This window comes from Francisella sp. SYW-2, from assembly GCF_008711475.1.
Classification (GTDB): Bacteria; Pseudomonadota; Gammaproteobacteria; order Francisellales; family Francisellaceae; genus Francisella; species Francisella salimarina.
The window spans coordinates 15,456-30,300 of the sequence record NZ_VXKO01000028.1; the positions used below are offsets into that span (position 1 = coordinate 15,456).

Consider the following 14,845-nt stretch of genomic DNA (forward strand, 5'->3'; position numbering starts at 1 on the left):
AAATATTTGAGCTAATAAATCTCAAAAACTATAATATCTAGTGCTAATTGCTTTTTATAATAAATAAAGGAAAATAACAAAATGGATCATATTGAAAATGCCAAACAAACATTTGAACTTGAAATACAAGCTTTAGAGAAGTTAAAGGAATCTATTGGTGATGACTTTAAAAAAGCATGCGACATCATTTTGAAAAACAATCAAGGTAGAGTGATTATAACTGGCATGGGAAAATCAGGCCAGATTGGCAAAAAAATTGCGGCCACACTTGCAAGCACAGGAACACCTGCTTTCTTTGTCCATCCTGGCGAAGCTGGTCATGGTGATTTTGGTATGATTACAAACAAAGATGTTGTAGTAGCAATATCTAACTCTGGTAATTCTAGTGAGATTATGGGAATTATGCCGATGATCAAACATCTCAATATACCTATAATTTCTATTACTAGTAATAAAAATTCACTAATGGCTAAAAATAGTGATGTAACACTCAATTTAGGTGTTGATAAAGAGGCTTGCCCCCTTAACCTTGCGCCCACATCTAGTACAACTGCAACATTAGTTCTAGGTGATGCTTTAGCAATTGCTTTACTTAAGGCTAAAAATTTTTCTGCTAGAGATTTTGCTTTTTCTCACCCTAGTGGCGCACTTGGTAGAAAACTAATACTAAAAGTTGAAAACATTATGCGCAAAGGTAATGAAATACCAAAAGTCAAATCTACGGATAACATACGCAAAGCAATATTAGAAATAAGTGATAAAGGAGTCGGCGGCACATTGGTTGTTGATGGTGACAAGCTCTTAGGCATATTTACTGATGGTGATTTAAGAAGAATGTTTGAAGCCGAGAGCTTTAATTCTCAGAGAGCGATTAGTGAAGTTATGAGTCAGAATCCTAAAACAGTTTCAAGTGATGAAATGGCAATTATAGCACTTGAAGAAATGGAAAAGTTTGAGATCACTAGTTTAGCAGTGGTTGACGGTAAAAATAATGTTGAAGGTATAATCACCATGCACGATCTAGTTAAGTTAGGGCTTAGATAACACTAGTTTCTAATAAAAATTTTCTTCAGCCAGTGGTCAGCACTTACATATCTTCCACCACCGTATAAGAATAATGTAAATAACATAATGAAGTATGTAACAGAAAACTCCATACCTCCATTGAGCATTACAGGATCGCCTAGAGCAGTAACATAGTTATATCTATCTGGGAAGTTTTGTGATAACCATACAAATAGATCATTTAGCCTCTGTGTAGATTCTGCAGTTTTATCTGCAATCGCAGGCCATCCATGAGCCCAGTGAACCGCAGCACCAGCAACACCCATTACAAACATCATTGGAATAGAAACAAGTCTAGTAAATAAGCCTAATGCGATACCAACACAGCCGATAACTTCTGCAGAAGTTGCTAAGAATGCCATAACTTCTGGCATAGGCATACCTAGACCACCTTGAGAAGCTGGGGCACCAAACCATGCCACAGTTGTACTAAAACCCTCTATTTTTGATCTAGCCCCTACAAACATAGTCGGTACTAAATAGAGTCTTATACCTAACAAAAGTAAAAAGTCGATAGACTGAAACTTTTGGATAATCTTGTAATATATATCATATATTCTATTTATCATAAATTGCTCCTTATACTGATAAAGTAATCATATTTTGGTTATGCCAAGAGACTAAACTCTTAATCAACCGTTCTTTATATTTATTGTCTATTTGTTGAAAATCTTCTAAATCAAAAGTGCTTACACCTTTTTCTAAAACAGAACTTAGAACTGCAAATTCTAATGGTGTTAATCTTTGATATAAAGTTCTGTGGTTTGTATTGCGATAAAGTGCATACATAATATTTTTATCTATGCTTATTTCCTCATCCAAATCATTTATATCAAAAGGAAGTAGTATAAAAGTTAGTGTTGGATTTTCTTTTATATCTCGAATGTCTTTAAAACTTAGGTTTTTAGTAATTTCTATATTTTCAAAAACTTTAGATTCATCTATTTCTATAGAAAAAAGTAGCCACTCAAACTCTATTAACTTAGATAATTTTTCATTCATTTCTACAGATTTTGAAGATTTTAGTATCTCTGTAGCTATTTGATGAAATGCTGGCTCAGATGATATATTATCCTCAAAAAAAACTTTTAAAATCTTATCTTTAATCTCTTGAGAGGCATGTTTATTAAAGTAAGGAAAAGTATTTTCTAAAACACTAGATACATTACCAACAATAAACTCACGATACATTTGTATCTTTTCATCACTAGCACTACCGTAACGAATAGCATGAGTAAAGTTTTGCATTTTAGTTTTTATAGATTCTGATATATTCATATTTTTCCCTCTATAATACTTGTTATGCTATTTAACTCACTCACCAAATCATCAAGCTTTGGTATAAAATGATCGCGTTCAAGTAACATTGGGTGCCAACCATGTTGCTCCACAGCAAACTTAGCTAGCTCTTTTACTTCCTGTATTACATCTTTACCATGAGTATCTAAAATGAAATCATCTTTTTTATAGTGTCCTGCTATATGGTAATAATTAACGCTACCTTTATTTATACCTTTTATAAATTCATAAGCATCATAGTTGTGATTATGTCCGTTAACATAAACATTATTTATATCAAGAAGCATTTTCGCACCACTTTTCTGTAGAATCTCATTGATAAAATCTAGCTCATTCATATCATTATCATATTGGTAGTAATATGAGATATTTTCTAATGTAAGCGGTCTTTTTATAATCTCTTGAACCTGCTCTATGCGATTGCAAATATAAGAAATATTTTCTTTCTCTCTAGGAACTGGCAAAAGATCATATAAGTACCCTTTTTCATCATCAGAAAAACATAAATGATCACTATATATTTCAATACTATAATCATCTAAGAATGCTCTAATTTCATTCAGAAATTTCTTATTAAGTGGTTGAAAACCTCCTATTGATAAACTCAAGCCATGGGCTATGATAGGATAGATATTGGCAACCTTGTCAAGATAATCTCTCTTAAAACCTCCTAAACCCATCCAGTTTTCTGGAGAAAGCTCTAAAAAATCAATCCCTTCAACTTTTTGTGTTGATAATATTGATTGATGCTCAGATCTTAAGCCTATACCTTGACTCTTACCAATCATTGTCCACAAACCCCATTAGAGCATTTACCCAACTGTGCTATCTCTTTTTTATCTTGCTTACCATAACTTTTACACACCTTTGTACCACAGTTACCATCTCTTGCTCTGACAAGTTTTCCATCTTGCTCATCAGCATCAACATCAACCACACCAAATTTTTTAAGTGAGCCACATTTACCACTTGCACATTTGCCTTCGCCTTGAGCTATTGGACTACTCTCAGATGAATCCTGAACCTGTGCAACTGGTGCTTTTGCTTCTTCTGCTAAAGCAATACCAAACGACATAGAAGCTGTTAAAGCAATTGTTAAAGGTATTTTTTTCATATTAAATTCTCCTATTTAACTCCATTAACTGGGAAACATGCTAAATCTCGACCTTCATAAACAGGTCCTTTATAATACTTTTTAACTATCTTTGTTGACTCGTCTTTAAGTACCAAACCTTTACCTAAGAAATGACTTAAAACTAATGCTTTTGGATTAACTGCTGCAGCAACTTGTCCAATGACTGATGGTTTAGCATGTAAGAAACTACCTGCTGCATCAGCACTTTCATCAATCGGCATTGGCATCATTAGAATATCTGCATTTTTTGCAAATTTAACAAACGCATCTCTAAACTTATCATGATCATTACTACCACCGGCACCTGTTACAACGATAGTACCTTTCTTAGATACAATCTTATATGCCAAAGTTGGAACATCACCTTTAGGAATACCTAACGCCCAAACAGTAAACTCATCATTTGAAAAGACCTTCGTTGGTTCTAATTTTGTATAGTCAATATTTTTCACAGGATCAAGCTTAAACGGGAAACCATCAGTAGCTGTAAGTATTCCATGTAAATATGCAAAAGAACCATGCTCTTCACCAAAAACTCGTTGAAGAAAATCAGTCGCACTAGGGAACAAGCCCGAGCCTGTAGGACCTGAAAATGAGAGATTCTCTGTTCTTTTGGAGAAATATGCTCCTTTTAATATCGCTGGAATATCTGCTGAATGATCAGCATGAAAATGAGTCATATTGATCGAATCTAAATCCTCTAATCTAGCCCCTGATTGACCAAATCTAAGATATGTACCTCCACCAGCATCAATCAAAATCTTAGATTTTCCATCAATCCATATTAGTTCACCTGCTGACGCTCTAGCATCATCTGTAATCGGTCCGCCAGAACCAAGAAGCTGTAGAGTGAAAGATTTATCTAAACACTGTGGATTTGTTTGTGCAACACCTTGTGATACTCCAAAAGCACATATTGAAGCAAACACAAAGTTTAAAGCTCTTTTTTTCATAAACAACCTTATAAATTTATTTTTGTAAGGTTATTATCAACGATTAAAACAAATAATTAAAACTAATATTTTTTATAAAATATATCAATTTTTATTATATAATAATATATAAGATTGAGTCAGATAAAACTAAATTAAGATATTTTAAAACTAAAGAACATTACCCATCAAAACGCTATGATAACCAGCATCAACGTGGATGTTTTCGCCTGTAATACCAGAAGCCATATCAGAACATAAGAATGCAACTGTGTTACCAACTTCCATAATATCTACGTTTTTCTTAAGTGGAGATACTGTAGCATTATAATCTAACATCTTTTTGAAATTAGAAATACCTGAAGCTGCCAAAGTTTTGATCGGACCTGCTGAAACGCAGTTTACATTTATTCCATCTGGACCTAAAGCAAGAGCTGTATATCTCATAGTAGCTTCTAAAGATGCTTTAGCAATACCCATAGTATTATAACTAGGCATAGCTTTTTCAGCTCCAATGTATGTAAGACCTACGATAGAGCCTTTTCTACCTTTCATCATTTCACGGCCTTCTCTAGCTAAAGCTGCAAAAGAATATGCACTAATATCATGAGCTATAGAGAAACCTTCACGAGTTACAGTATCAACGAAATCTCCACCTAACTGATCACGTGGAGCAAATGCGATCGAATGAATAATACCATCTAGACCATCCCAAACTTTACCAAGTTCCACAAATAGATCTTTCATCTCTTGATCAGAGGTTACATCACAAGGCAAAACTGCAGCTGGATTAAACTCATCACTTAATTTTTCAACTCTTTCTTTGAATTGACCAACATAAGTAAACGCAAGTTCTGCACCTTCTCTATGAAGAGCTTTGGCAATACCATAAGCGATTGATTTATTACTTAACAGACCAGTAACAAGTATCTTCTTTCCTGCTAAAAAACCCATTTAATATCTCCTTTAGTAGATTAAATTTAAACTCCGCCTGAACATACATAACCGGCATCGACGATGTAGTATTATCTCAAGCTAATGGATATAATTATATAATAATTTAATAGTATTATAAAACACTAGTTTAATTTAAAGGCGATTATCAATGCATTGGAAAGAAAAAAAAATAGTCTCGGCACCATCTAGCGAAATGGGGTTTGACAAGGCTAAAGCCAGTTGGGATATTATGAAAATATCATCTGAACTTGTCGAAGGATATGAAAGATTAGATAAGATATCTCCGGCTATCAGTATATTTGGTTCAGCAAGAATTTCTGAAGATGATAGGTACTACAAAGATACTGTTGAACTAGCTAAATCTTTGTCAAATCATGGCTTTGCTGTTATCACAGGTGGTGGTCCTGGAATTATGGAAGCAGGAAACAAAGGTGCACAGCAAGGCTCCTGCTCCAGTGTTGGTCTTAACATAACGTTACCGCATGAGCAAAAACCTAACAGCTATCAAGATGTCTTTTTGATTTATAGATATTTTTTTACGCGTAAGGCGATGTTTATCAAACACTCTATGTCATATATAGTTATGCCTGGTGGCTTTGGTACTCTAGATGAGCTTTTTGATATTACAACCCTGATACAAACAGGTAAAAAAGTCAAAATGCCAATTATACTCTATGGTAAAGATTTCTGGGGCGGATTAATGGAGTGGATAAAAACCACCTTGGTTCAAAAAGGCGTAGTTAGTAAAGAAGAAGTTAACCTTCTAACCCTTGTAGATAGTATTGATGAAGTATTAGAAGTAGTAGCTGAACATTATATGCATACCTATAGTTCAAAAGCACACTCAAAAATTGTATTTTAAAGGTTTTAAATATGGATGTAAGTACTATTTCAACAACATTAATCAACAATTCACTACCCATTATTACTGCCTTTACAGTTTTGATTCATATTTTTTGTGGTTTAGGGATAGCTAAAGATATCCCCAGAGTCTTAGACAGAAGAATAACCACAATACTTTTACCAAAAAATATTTGGATACTTGTTGGATTAGTCTTTGGTATATGGGGCTTGCTTATATACTGGTTATTTCATCACTCAACTATATCAAGAGGTTAAAATAAACCATGAGCAATAATAATTTATGGGAACCAAAATCATATAACTCAATAGGTAAGTTTGTCACAGAATATGGCAACGAAATTGTTGAGCTTCTAGGCCCTCAAAAAGATGAGAAAATTTTAGATATTGGATGCGGTACGGGTGAGCTTACCAATAAAATAAAATTACAAGGAGCTAGCATAGTTGGTATTGATGTTTCAAATCAGATGTTAAATCAAGCTAAGAAAAATTATCCAAATATAGAGTTCATAGAAGCAGATGCTCAACAAAATTTACCTTTTAACTCAGAGAGTTTTAATGCTGTTTTTTCAAATGCCGCATTACATTGGATGCTAAATCCAACAGCTGTCATAAAAAATGTAAATAAAATTTTGAAGAAAAATGGCAGATTTGTTTTGGAGATGGGCGGTAAAGGAAATATAAAAAATCTATTAGCAAGTTTAGATAAAGCATCTCAAAAATATGCTATCCAAGACTATGCTCTTGAAAATTTTTACCCAAGTATTTCGGAGTATACTTCTCTACTTGAAAGTAATGGCTTTTTAGTCAAATATGCCATCTTATTTGAAAGACCTACTCTACTAGAAGGCTCTGATGGCTTTAGAAACTGGGCTATGACTTTTAGAAAGAATTTATTAGATAAAGTAACTAATACTGATGAATTCTTAGAATATGCTGAAAGAATTGCTAAACCATATCTGTCTAAAAACAATAATTGGTATGCAGATTATGTCCGATTAAGAATTATTGCCTATAAGACACAATAGCTAACAGACTTCTTCTCCACCAAAAACTTCTTTTCTCAAATTCTCAATATCTTTTCTAATAATATCTTCAACTACCTCTTTAGTCAGGGTATGATCTATTCCTTTGATTAGATTGACACTTCCCCAAGTACTCTCAAAAAATTTATTATCAACAACGTTATCGTTCTCAGCTAAAGTAACCTTTATTGCTTCATGGAATTTCCCAAGTTTGCCATTAAACAATAGTAATAAGTATGCTCCTAACATCTTTCTAATCTTGATCTTACCAAGAACTCTCATTGTTTTATGATGAATAAAAAATGGTGTAATTAAGTGTAGCCTTTGATATAAGGCTTCATCAATTAAAGATGAAATCCCAGCAGACATTGATATCGCGTAGATAAGATCGTAATTATCAGCACTAACTTTATACTTATTGATAATTCTTTTAAGCTTACGCTTTACAAATACTGGTCGACCTAAAGCCACAGTTGTTACTTTAATTTTGATACCATCAATATCAATATGCTCAACACTATCGCCTTTACTATAGTATCCCCTAATTACTAGTATATTTAACTTGTCTTTATTCATTAATCGATAAGCTCTATTTGATAACCATCTGGATCTTTTATAAATGCTATAACTTGCGTACCACCTTTTACAGGACCTGCTTCACGAGTTACAACCCCGCCCTTTTCCTTGACATCTTCACATGCCTTATAGACATCATCCACCTGCATACACAAATGACCAAAAGCATTACCATGATCATAATCATGATCGCCCCAGTTATATGTCAGCTCCAATACAGTATGATCCGAAACATCCCCATAACCAAGAAATGCTAAAGTATACTTATACTCTGAGTTATCCATCCTTTTTTGAACAGTCATACCTAATATTTTTGTATAAAAATCTATAGATCTATCTAAATCTTTAACTCTCAACATCACATGAGCAAAACGCATTTTAACTCCTTTATAAAGTTTATTTGTTATTGATAAACTATTTTGCTATATTATAGCAGATTTTTGATCTCCTGTTCGTAACTATCCAGGGTTAACAAAACTAAAGGAATATAAATGACAAATTTCAATCTTTTAATACTATTTACTTTTGTAGACTTCTTTGTCTTGTTTCTAGCTTATAAGCTTTTTGGCAAAAAAGGATTACATGTATTTATAGTTATTAGTGTTATTGCTGCAAATATCCAAGTTAACAAAGGCGTTGCTTACGATATTGCTGGTTTTCATATTGTTGCAACACTCGGTAATGTAATGTTTGGTGGCATATTTACAGCAAATGACTTGCTTAACGAGAAATATGGTCGGCAAGAAGCACGCAAAGCTGTCCTAAAATCGATCTTTTTCGGTCTATCATTCGTGCTTTTGATGTTTATCTCAACGCTATTCAAAAGCTTAAATGATGATTTCTATAATGATATAAATAACTCTTTAAATTTACTTTTCTCAATAAATGGTGGCGCTTTAAAAGCTGTAATTATCGGAAACCTAGTTTATCTTGTATCTCAACTATTTGATGTACTTATATACTCTAAGATAAAAAACTTTAGTTCTGATATAAAATGGTTATGGCTAAGAAACACTGGTTCAACTTTGATATCACAGATTCTTGATACTACGCTTATAACTTATGGATTTGCATTTGCTGGGATTATCCCAATGGAATATGTTTTTGAAGTTATAATTTCAACATTAGTTATTAAATATATAATTGCGCTTATAAATGCTCCTCTTTTCTATATTTTAGCATTTACAAAGCCTAGAGAATCATAACTATAAGTATAATAATCATAATCACTAAATAAGCCCTATTTTGTATTTTTTGAGAGACTCTACCTGATAAATTAACTCCCATTGATACCCCCATGAATGATCCAACTATCAAACTAATCGCTACCGGTAGATATACAAATCCTAAGCAATAATCAGGTAGATTTGATAACCCATAACCAGCTACAATATATGAGATAGCTCCAAAAAGTGCTAAAAAAGGTACTATTGATGATGCAATTGCAGCTGCTGTTGTGAGTCTATAGTTACGGCTTCTTAAAAAAGGAACAATAATTATACTTCCTCCAATACCCAATACAACTGAAACAAAACCTGTAAAAATTCCATAAATATACAGCAATATCGGCAAAGGTTTATCTACATTAGTATCATATTCATCAGCTGTGGATTTCGCACTATTTAGCATTTTTAAGACTAGCTTAATAACTGTATATATCAAAAATATTATAAACAAAGATTCTAATAGACTGCTAGAAAGATAACTTGCCATAGTAGCTCCTAAAACTGTACCAATTATTAACCCCATCTTTAGCTTTAAGGCAATACTCCAGATTATATTGTTAGCTTTATAGTGAGCATATGTTGTTTTTATAGAGGTAAAAAACATAACAAATAAAGATGTTGCAACAGCAATATGCATAGAATTAGATACAAATAATGATTCATGAATAGAGATAAATGTTACAATTGCTGGAACAATAATTAAGCCTCCTCCAAAGCCAAACATACCTGCTAACACACCCACCAAAACACCAATTAATACAAAGCTTAAAACTATAACAAACATATTCAACACCCAACCTATTAAACAAGATCTATATCAAGAGACTATTTAGATAAAAATAAGACTGAGAGAGTTACTTTTTAGTAATTTTTTCAAGCAACAAAGTATCGCCGTCGATATTTTCTGTAACCAAACCTACACCTTTGCAATAAATCTCATAATCTATTATATGTTGACAGCTCTTACTACTATCATCCTTATTCTTATAACAATTATTAACATTATTATCCATACGTATACAATTTTTATAAGTATTATCATTTATTACTATTTTTGGAATTACTTTAGTAAATACCGAAGTCCCTTGATTATCAGATATTTCATCAGAATAATTTACAACTTCAGTCTTATTAAGAATAATTTCTTTAGGAAAAAGCTCTTGTGGTTTACTATCAATATTTTCTATTGTGCCATCAGGTTTACCACTTTTAATAGATGAGAAATAAACTACACCATCTTTAATTTCATATACTGACTCGTTAGCTAAATAAGGTTTATCACTACCCATTTTAGTTACCGTCTCATAAACACATTTTGTCTTAGACTCATTACAATTTTTAACAGTTAGATCAAATGCTGGAGTAAGTTTAGTAGGCTTATCTAAACGATTGTAAACATAAGTATAAGTAGCTCCAACATCTGTTGTAATATAATCACTGCCTTTCAATGCTTCTTCATTTGCATAGGCTGTTGATAAAGCCAAAAAACAAAAAGCTAATACAGCTAACTCTCTTTTCATTGTTAACTTTCCTTTTTGCCATTTTTAGTTATTGAATGTAAAGATTGAACAATATCTTTTTGACCCAAAACATATTCTCCCTTGTAATTAAACATGCTGTATTTACGATATACCTCTCCAATACCTTCACAGTAAATAATCTTAGACTTGTATATTGTATCTTTGTCAGGATGATCTCTAAAATCAACAACATTATTTAATTCGAGTTGCACACAATTTTTGTAGAGATTATCATTAACACTAATTTCAGGAATCAATTTAGTATATTTTGATGTTTCTTTAATAGTATAGTTATCATAAGTTTCTATGCTAGTTTCAGCTTTGTTTAACTCTATTTTTTGAGGAAATAAAGGAGTATCTTGAAGTTCAGAATCTCCAAGCTTCACTGTCCGAATAGCGCCATCATTATCTTTAATTTTCATGGTATTCGTTTGAAAAACTGCACCATTCTTAATGACATAGGTATACTCACTATATCCATTTGCCTTACCTTCTTTATCGTAGTTTCTTAGCTGATAAGTACACTCTGTTTTGTTTTCATTACAATTTTCAACAACTGTTTCAAATTTTTGATCAGGAGTGTTTGGCGATATATAAGTATAGATAGTTCCCGTATCTGTTGATATTAAATCAGAGCCCTTTAAAGATGTTTGATTTTGATCTGCTGCTAATGCTAGTAGAGGTAAAAAACTTAGAGTAAATATAACTTTCTTATTCATTTATCTTCCTTTGTTTGTTAATTTTAGCCCCCACCACTAAACAAACTACAGAAGAATAAAGTCTAAATCAAGCCTAGCTTTAATAAACCATAGTATACACCATCATTATAGTTTGCTTTAGTTATTAGACTTGCTTTTTCTTTTAATTGAGGGGAAGCATTATCCATAGCAACAGCCACATCAACTCGATCAAACATTTCTAGATCATTATTACCATCACCAAATGCGTATGTCTCATATCCTTCAAGATCTAGATATTCTACAACCTTATTTATACCATCTGCTTTAGTATGTCCTGCTAAATAACAGTCAACATAACCATTTTCATTATGCGGAGCTATCACACACTCATCTCCTAACGTATGTTCTAAAGCTACAGTATCAACATTTCTACCCAAAACTAAAGCATTGTAAATTGTTACGTTATATAAGTTATGTGTTGTGATAATCTTATCTTTACTTACTATCACATTATCATAAAAGTAACTAAGATCTTCTGATTCAAGGTTGTTCACATACGCAAATTCACCTTCAAAAAGCCAATCATGATTATGTTTTTCACAAAACTCTAAAACATTATCAATCGCACTTTGTGGAAATAGCTTCTCATAAACAAGTTTATCACCAACACTAACTACAGAACCATTAGCTGTAACATAACCATCCATAGGCAAATCAAGGACTGCTGAAGGAATGAAACTCGGCGATCTACCCGTAGCTATAAAAGTCTTATAACCTTGCTTTCTTAATTTTTTGATTGCTTGGATATTTTTATCTGAGACAAAAAGCTCTCCTTTATGTTCGTATACTAGAGTGCCATCAATATCAAAAAAAAATGCTTTCTTCATTCTCTAACTAACTTAATTTTCATTAATATTGATAATAATAAATTACTAAAAGCTAAAAGGATATAGCTATTGCAAAGAAAAGATTATAATTATCTTAAAGGTGTTAAAAGTGACTATTCACCATCAACTATATTTCTTGAATCGTGACCTATGCTTCTTGTCACATCTCTTGCTGCATGTCCTATTGAGTCACCCATATCTTTAAAGTTACTTTTAATTGATGCATTACTGCTAGCACTTGAAGTATCCTGCTCATTTGAGCATGAACCTAATAAAACAATTGATATTACACACACTATTGTTTTTAAGTACTTCATTTGAAACACTCCTTATTTTTTAAAAAATAAACATTGCATCACCATAACTAAAAAATCTATATTTTTCAGCTATAGCATGCTCATATGCTTTCATAATCTTTTCTTTATCCGCAAATGCACTGACTAGCATAATTAGAGTAGACTTAGGCAAGTGAAAATTAGTAATCATTGCATCAACCACATTAAACTTTTTACCTGGATATAAGAAAATATCAGTCTCACCTTGGTAAGGTTGAATTTCTCCACTTTGACCTGCTGTTTCAAGTGAGCGTACAGAAGTTGTACCAATAGCTATTACTCTACCACCATTAGCTTTAGTTTGATGAATTTTCTCACAAACATCTTCAGATACAGATATTACTTCGGCATGCATCTTATGATTATTAACATCATCGACTTGAACAGGTTTAAAAGTTCCTGATCCAACATGTAAAGTGATATAAGCTATATCAGTACCCTTAGCTTTTATTTGTTGCATTAGCTCTTCTGAAAAGTGTAAGCCGGCCGTAGGTGCGGCTACTGAGCCTAAATCTTTTGCATAAACTGTTTGATATCGTTCAGCATCAAATTCTTCATCATCTCGCTTCATATACGGAGGTAAAGGAATATGCCCAAACTCTTCCATCAATTGATAGATATCTTTACTACCCTGCAGCTCAAGTAGATACATACCGCCATCTTTTTCTAATATTTTTGCTAAAGTATCTTGGACATATATTTCACTACCAATAGTTGGTGAGCGATTTGCTTTAATATGTGTTTCAAAAATTTTGGGCGTTTTAACCCTTTCTATAAGATATTCAAGCTTTGCTCCTGTGATTTTTTCACCATATAGTCTAGCAAGCATTACCTTACTATTATTATAGATAAGCAGATCTTCAGGATTGATAAAATCAATAAAATCAGTAAATTTATGATCTATGATCTCACCTGTTTGCTTATTCAACTTTAACAACCTACTAGCATCACGATTTTCTAAAGGATAACTAGCAATTAACTCTTCTGGTAACTTATAATCAAAATCGTCTGTTTTCATTTAATAAATTTATTTAAAAAAATCTTTTGAGCAAAATATTATCATATCTTAGATAATAGATATAACAATTTAGGCCATTATCATCCTAATATGCTATTATCCATATATAACAATTTAAATACAAATATTTATGTTATTTTCAGACTTAAACTTAAGCCAAAACATCATAGAAATATTAGAAAATAAAAATATCAAAACACCTACAAACTCTCAGATTTTAAGTTTTGAAAAAGTCTCAAATGGAGAAAATATCTGGCTAAAGTCACCAACTGGTAGCGGTAAAACACTTGCTTATATTTTGCCAATTATAAATAAACTATTAATAGATAAAAAACCTCTTACACAAGTTGTTTTTTTCACACCTACTCATGAGTTAGCCATTCAAATTAGTAATTTTATAAATGAGACATTCTCAAGTATAGGCATTAAATCACTAGCACTAATTGGCAAAGCATCGATAGAAAGACAAAAAGAAAAATTAAAGAAAAAACCAAATATTGTAGTTGGCTCTGTTGGGAGGATTCTAGAACTTATCGATCAAAAAAAACTAAAGGCTGCTTATCTACAATACTGTATCATTGATGAAGCGGATCGTATGCTTGAAGATGACAGCTTAAAGCTTTTAAAACAAATCATCTCTAAAACCACAAATCTACAATATATATTAGGCTCTGCTACTATCAAAAACCACGCCTTTGATATTGCGATTAGTTTTATCGAAAATTTAGAGCTTATTGATAACTCCAAAGAAAAAGAAACTATAGAACATAGCTATATCACAGCTGATGGTAATCGTAAAACCGATACATTACGAAAGTTACTAAACAAAATATCTTCTTCCAAATCTATAGTATTTCTACATAGAAACAATGATGTTGATTTCGTCACAAAAAAAATAGATAAACTAGAATGTGGGGTTGGCTCTATTCATGGTGAACAAAATAAAATTGATAGAGCTAATACCATCAAAAAATTCAAAAGTGGACAAATCAAAGTTTTAGTTGCCTCTGATGTTGCAGCTAGAGGACTTGATATTAATGATGTTGATTTTGTAATAAATTATGATATCCCAGCCAAAGCAGAAGATTACCAACATCGAGCAGGTAGAACAGGTCGTATGGGTAAGTCCGGCAATAGTATTCTAATTATTAAAGAAACTGAATTCTCTTATGTTGAAAAACTACAAAAGAAGTTAGGAATTGATCTCTGTACACGATAATTTTTTCATATTTTAAGTTCCTTAGTAGTTTTATTGAATATTTTGAGACACAAGGAGAAATCATTGCTATAAAATCCAATTTTTTGAATAGCATTTACAATCATGTCTAG

At 32.2% G+C, this 14,845-nt stretch carries 20 protein-coding genes; 6 read left to right on the top strand and 14 right to left on the bottom strand.

Features of this window, described 5'->3' with window-relative positions; all coding sequences use genetic code 11:
- The first annotated feature begins 81 nt into the window (after positions 1-81).
- Positions 82-1,044, top strand: coding sequence for an SIS domain-containing protein (locus F3D57_RS08460; protein ID WP_150465929.1), 963 nt, complete (start codon positions 82-84; stop codon positions 1,042-1,044).
- 2 nt (positions 1,045-1,046) lie between these two features.
- Here the strand turns inward: F3D57_RS08460 and F3D57_RS08465 are convergent, their stop codons facing one another.
- The 6 genes from F3D57_RS08465 to F3D57_RS08490 form a co-directional block, all read right to left on the bottom strand.
- Positions 1,047-1,634, bottom strand: coding sequence for a DoxX family protein (locus tag F3D57_RS08465; RefSeq protein WP_004287493.1), 588 nt, complete (start codon positions 1,632-1,634; stop codon positions 1,047-1,049).
- A gap of 10 nt (positions 1,635-1,644) precedes the next feature.
- Positions 1,645-2,343 (bottom strand): putative DNA-binding domain-containing protein, encoded by a 699-nt coding sequence (locus F3D57_RS08470; RefSeq protein ID WP_150465930.1) that lies wholly within the window; start codon positions 2,341-2,343, stop codon positions 1,645-1,647.
- Complete coding sequence (locus tag F3D57_RS08475) at positions 2,340-3,152, bottom strand: DUF692 domain-containing protein (protein ID WP_191092380.1); 813 nt, start codon at positions 3,150-3,152, stop codon at positions 2,340-2,342. Before F3D57_RS08475 ends, F3D57_RS08470 begins: the two co-directional genes overlap by 4 nt.
- Positions 3,149-3,478 carry a hypothetical protein gene (locus F3D57_RS08480; RefSeq protein ID WP_150465933.1) on the bottom strand — a complete coding sequence of 110 codons (330 nt, stop codon included), beginning with the start codon at positions 3,476-3,478 and terminating at the stop codon, positions 3,149-3,151. Before F3D57_RS08480 ends, F3D57_RS08475 begins: the two co-directional genes overlap by 4 nt.
- An 11-nt stretch (positions 3,479-3,489) precedes the next feature.
- Entirely contained in the window at positions 3,490-4,452 is a 963-nt protein-coding gene (locus F3D57_RS08485; protein ID WP_150465934.1) for an MBL fold metallo-hydrolase, read from the bottom strand.
- 150 nt (positions 4,453-4,602) lie between these two features.
- Positions 4,603-5,385: an enoyl-ACP reductase gene (locus F3D57_RS08490; RefSeq protein ID WP_013922865.1), complete on the bottom strand. Its 783-nt coding sequence runs from the start codon at positions 5,383-5,385 to the stop codon at positions 4,603-4,605.
- Positions 5,386-5,536: 151 nt separating this feature from the next.
- Here F3D57_RS08490 and F3D57_RS08495 point away from each other — a divergent pair, with 151 nt between their 5' ends.
- From F3D57_RS08495 to F3D57_RS08505, 3 genes are read left to right on the top strand one after another with little or no spacing between them, the layout of a single operon-like run.
- Positions 5,537-6,250, top strand: a complete 714-nt coding sequence (locus tag F3D57_RS08495; RefSeq protein ID WP_013922864.1) for a TIGR00730 family Rossman fold protein — start codon at positions 5,537-5,539, stop codon at positions 6,248-6,250.
- An 11-nt stretch (positions 6,251-6,261) separates the two neighbouring features.
- A complete protein-coding gene (locus F3D57_RS08500; RefSeq protein WP_013922863.1) occupies positions 6,262-6,507 on the top strand; it encodes a hypothetical protein in 246 nt (81 codons plus the stop codon).
- A gap of 8 nt (positions 6,508-6,515) precedes the next feature.
- On the top strand, positions 6,516-7,277 hold the full coding sequence (locus F3D57_RS08505; RefSeq protein ID WP_150465935.1) for a class I SAM-dependent methyltransferase: 762 nt from the start codon (positions 6,516-6,518) through the stop codon (positions 7,275-7,277).
- Here the strand turns inward: F3D57_RS08505 and F3D57_RS08510 are convergent, their stop codons facing one another.
- Positions 7,278-7,850, bottom strand: a complete 573-nt coding sequence (locus tag F3D57_RS08510) for a hypothetical protein (protein ID WP_013922861.1) — start codon at positions 7,848-7,850, stop codon at positions 7,278-7,280. It abuts the gene before it with no gap.
- Entirely contained in the window at positions 7,850-8,227 is a 378-nt protein-coding gene (gloA, locus tag F3D57_RS08515; RefSeq protein ID WP_146421957.1) for a lactoylglutathione lyase, read from the bottom strand. The genes F3D57_RS08510 and gloA overlap by 1 nt, the downstream gene beginning before the upstream one ends.
- A gap of 114 nt (positions 8,228-8,341) precedes the next feature.
- On the opposite strand from gloA, the gene F3D57_RS08520 reads away from it, so the two are divergent.
- Positions 8,342-9,055, top strand: coding sequence for a queuosine precursor transporter (locus F3D57_RS08520; RefSeq protein WP_150465936.1), 714 nt, complete (start codon positions 8,342-8,344; stop codon positions 9,053-9,055).
- Here the strand turns inward: F3D57_RS08520 and F3D57_RS08525 are convergent.
- From F3D57_RS08525 to queA, 6 genes are all read right to left on the bottom strand, one after another.
- Positions 9,042-9,860, bottom strand: a complete 819-nt coding sequence (locus F3D57_RS08525; protein ID WP_150465937.1) for a sulfite exporter TauE/SafE family protein — start codon at positions 9,858-9,860, stop codon at positions 9,042-9,044. The two genes, F3D57_RS08520 and F3D57_RS08525, sit on opposite strands and share 14 nt — an antisense overlap.
- A gap of 70 nt (positions 9,861-9,930) precedes the next feature.
- The gene (locus F3D57_RS08530; protein ID WP_150465938.1) at positions 9,931-10,596 is read right to left on the bottom strand and encodes a hypothetical protein; all 666 of its coding nucleotides are present in this window, start codon (positions 10,594-10,596) and stop codon (positions 9,931-9,933) included.
- A gap of 2 nt (positions 10,597-10,598) precedes the next feature.
- Positions 10,599-11,315: a hypothetical protein gene (locus F3D57_RS08535; protein WP_150465939.1), complete on the bottom strand. Its 717-nt coding sequence runs from the start codon at positions 11,313-11,315 to the stop codon at positions 10,599-10,601.
- A gap of 62 nt (positions 11,316-11,377) precedes the next feature.
- Entirely contained in the window at positions 11,378-12,163 is a 786-nt protein-coding gene (locus tag F3D57_RS08540; RefSeq protein WP_013922854.1) for a Cof-type HAD-IIB family hydrolase, read from the bottom strand.
- Positions 12,164-12,276: 113 nt separating this feature from the next.
- Entirely contained in the window at positions 12,277-12,480 is a 204-nt protein-coding gene (locus tag F3D57_RS08545) for a hypothetical protein (protein ID WP_013922853.1), read from the bottom strand.
- A 19-nt stretch (positions 12,481-12,499) separates the two neighbouring features.
- Positions 12,500-13,516 carry a tRNA preQ1(34) S-adenosylmethionine ribosyltransferase-isomerase QueA gene (gene queA, locus F3D57_RS08550; protein WP_150465940.1) on the bottom strand — a complete coding sequence of 339 codons (1,017 nt, stop codon included), beginning with the start codon at positions 13,514-13,516 and terminating at the stop codon, positions 12,500-12,502.
- A gap of 130 nt (positions 13,517-13,646) precedes the next feature.
- Here queA and F3D57_RS08555 point away from each other — a divergent pair, with 130 nt between their 5' ends.
- A complete protein-coding gene (locus tag F3D57_RS08555) occupies positions 13,647-14,735 on the top strand; it encodes a DEAD/DEAH box helicase (protein ID WP_150465942.1) in 1,089 nt (362 codons plus the stop codon).
- Positions 14,736-14,845: the final 110 nt, after the last annotated feature.

What these genes read in the sequence shown, in the direction of transcription:
- F3D57_RS08460 (WP_150465929.1), top strand. Translation starts at nt 82, where the DNA reads ATGGATCATATTGAAAATGCCAAACAAACATTTGAACTTGAAATACAA.
- F3D57_RS08470 (WP_150465930.1), bottom strand. Translation starts at nt 2,343, where the DNA reads ATGAATATATCAGAATCTATAAAAACTAAAATGCAAAACTTTACTCAT.
- F3D57_RS08525 (WP_150465937.1), bottom strand. Translation starts at nt 9,860, where the DNA reads ATGTTTGTTATAGTTTTAAGCTTTGTATTAATTGGTGTTTTGGTGGGT.
- F3D57_RS08520 (WP_150465936.1), top strand. Translation starts at nt 8,342, where the DNA reads ATGACAAATTTCAATCTTTTAATACTATTTACTTTTGTAGACTTCTTT.
- F3D57_RS08535 (WP_150465939.1), bottom strand. Translation starts at nt 11,315, where the DNA reads ATGAATAAGAAAGTTATATTTACTCTAAGTTTTTTACCTCTACTAGCA.
- F3D57_RS08510 (WP_013922861.1), bottom strand. Translation starts at nt 7,850, where the DNA reads ATGAATAAAGACAAGTTAAATATACTAGTAATTAGGGGATACTATAGT.
- F3D57_RS08490 (WP_013922865.1), bottom strand. Translation starts at nt 5,385, where the DNA reads ATGGGTTTTTTAGCAGGAAAGAAGATACTTGTTACTGGTCTGTTAAGT.
- F3D57_RS08480 (WP_150465933.1), bottom strand. Translation starts at nt 3,478, where the DNA reads ATGAAAAAAATACCTTTAACAATTGCTTTAACAGCTTCTATGTCGTTT.
- F3D57_RS08465 (WP_004287493.1), bottom strand. Translation starts at nt 1,634, where the DNA reads ATGATAAATAGAATATATGATATATATTACAAGATTATCCAAAAGTTT.
- F3D57_RS08475 (WP_191092380.1), bottom strand. Translation starts at nt 3,152, where the DNA reads ATGATTGGTAAGAGTCAAGGTATAGGCTTAAGATCTGAGCATCAATCA.
- F3D57_RS08495 (WP_013922864.1), top strand. Translation starts at nt 5,537, where the DNA reads ATGCATTGGAAAGAAAAAAAAATAGTCTCGGCACCATCTAGCGAAATG.
- queA (WP_150465940.1), bottom strand. Translation starts at nt 13,516, where the DNA reads ATGAAAACAGACGATTTTGATTATAAGTTACCAGAAGAGTTAATTGCT.
- F3D57_RS08485 (WP_150465934.1), bottom strand. Translation starts at nt 4,452, where the DNA reads ATGAAAAAAAGAGCTTTAAACTTTGTGTTTGCTTCAATATGTGCTTTT.
- F3D57_RS08500 (WP_013922863.1), top strand. Translation starts at nt 6,262, where the DNA reads ATGGATGTAAGTACTATTTCAACAACATTAATCAACAATTCACTACCC.
- gloA (WP_146421957.1), bottom strand. Translation starts at nt 8,227, where the DNA reads ATGCGTTTTGCTCATGTGATGTTGAGAGTTAAAGATTTAGATAGATCT.
- F3D57_RS08545 (WP_013922853.1), bottom strand. Translation starts at nt 12,480, where the DNA reads ATGAAGTACTTAAAAACAATAGTGTGTGTAATATCAATTGTTTTATTA.
- F3D57_RS08505 (WP_150465935.1), top strand. Translation starts at nt 6,516, where the DNA reads ATGAGCAATAATAATTTATGGGAACCAAAATCATATAACTCAATAGGT.
- F3D57_RS08555 (WP_150465942.1), top strand. Translation starts at nt 13,647, where the DNA reads ATGTTATTTTCAGACTTAAACTTAAGCCAAAACATCATAGAAATATTA.
- F3D57_RS08540 (WP_013922854.1), bottom strand. Translation starts at nt 12,163, where the DNA reads ATGAAGAAAGCATTTTTTTTTGATATTGATGGCACTCTAGTATACGAA.
- F3D57_RS08530 (WP_150465938.1), bottom strand. Translation starts at nt 10,596, where the DNA reads ATGAAAAGAGAGTTAGCTGTATTAGCTTTTTGTTTTTTGGCTTTATCA.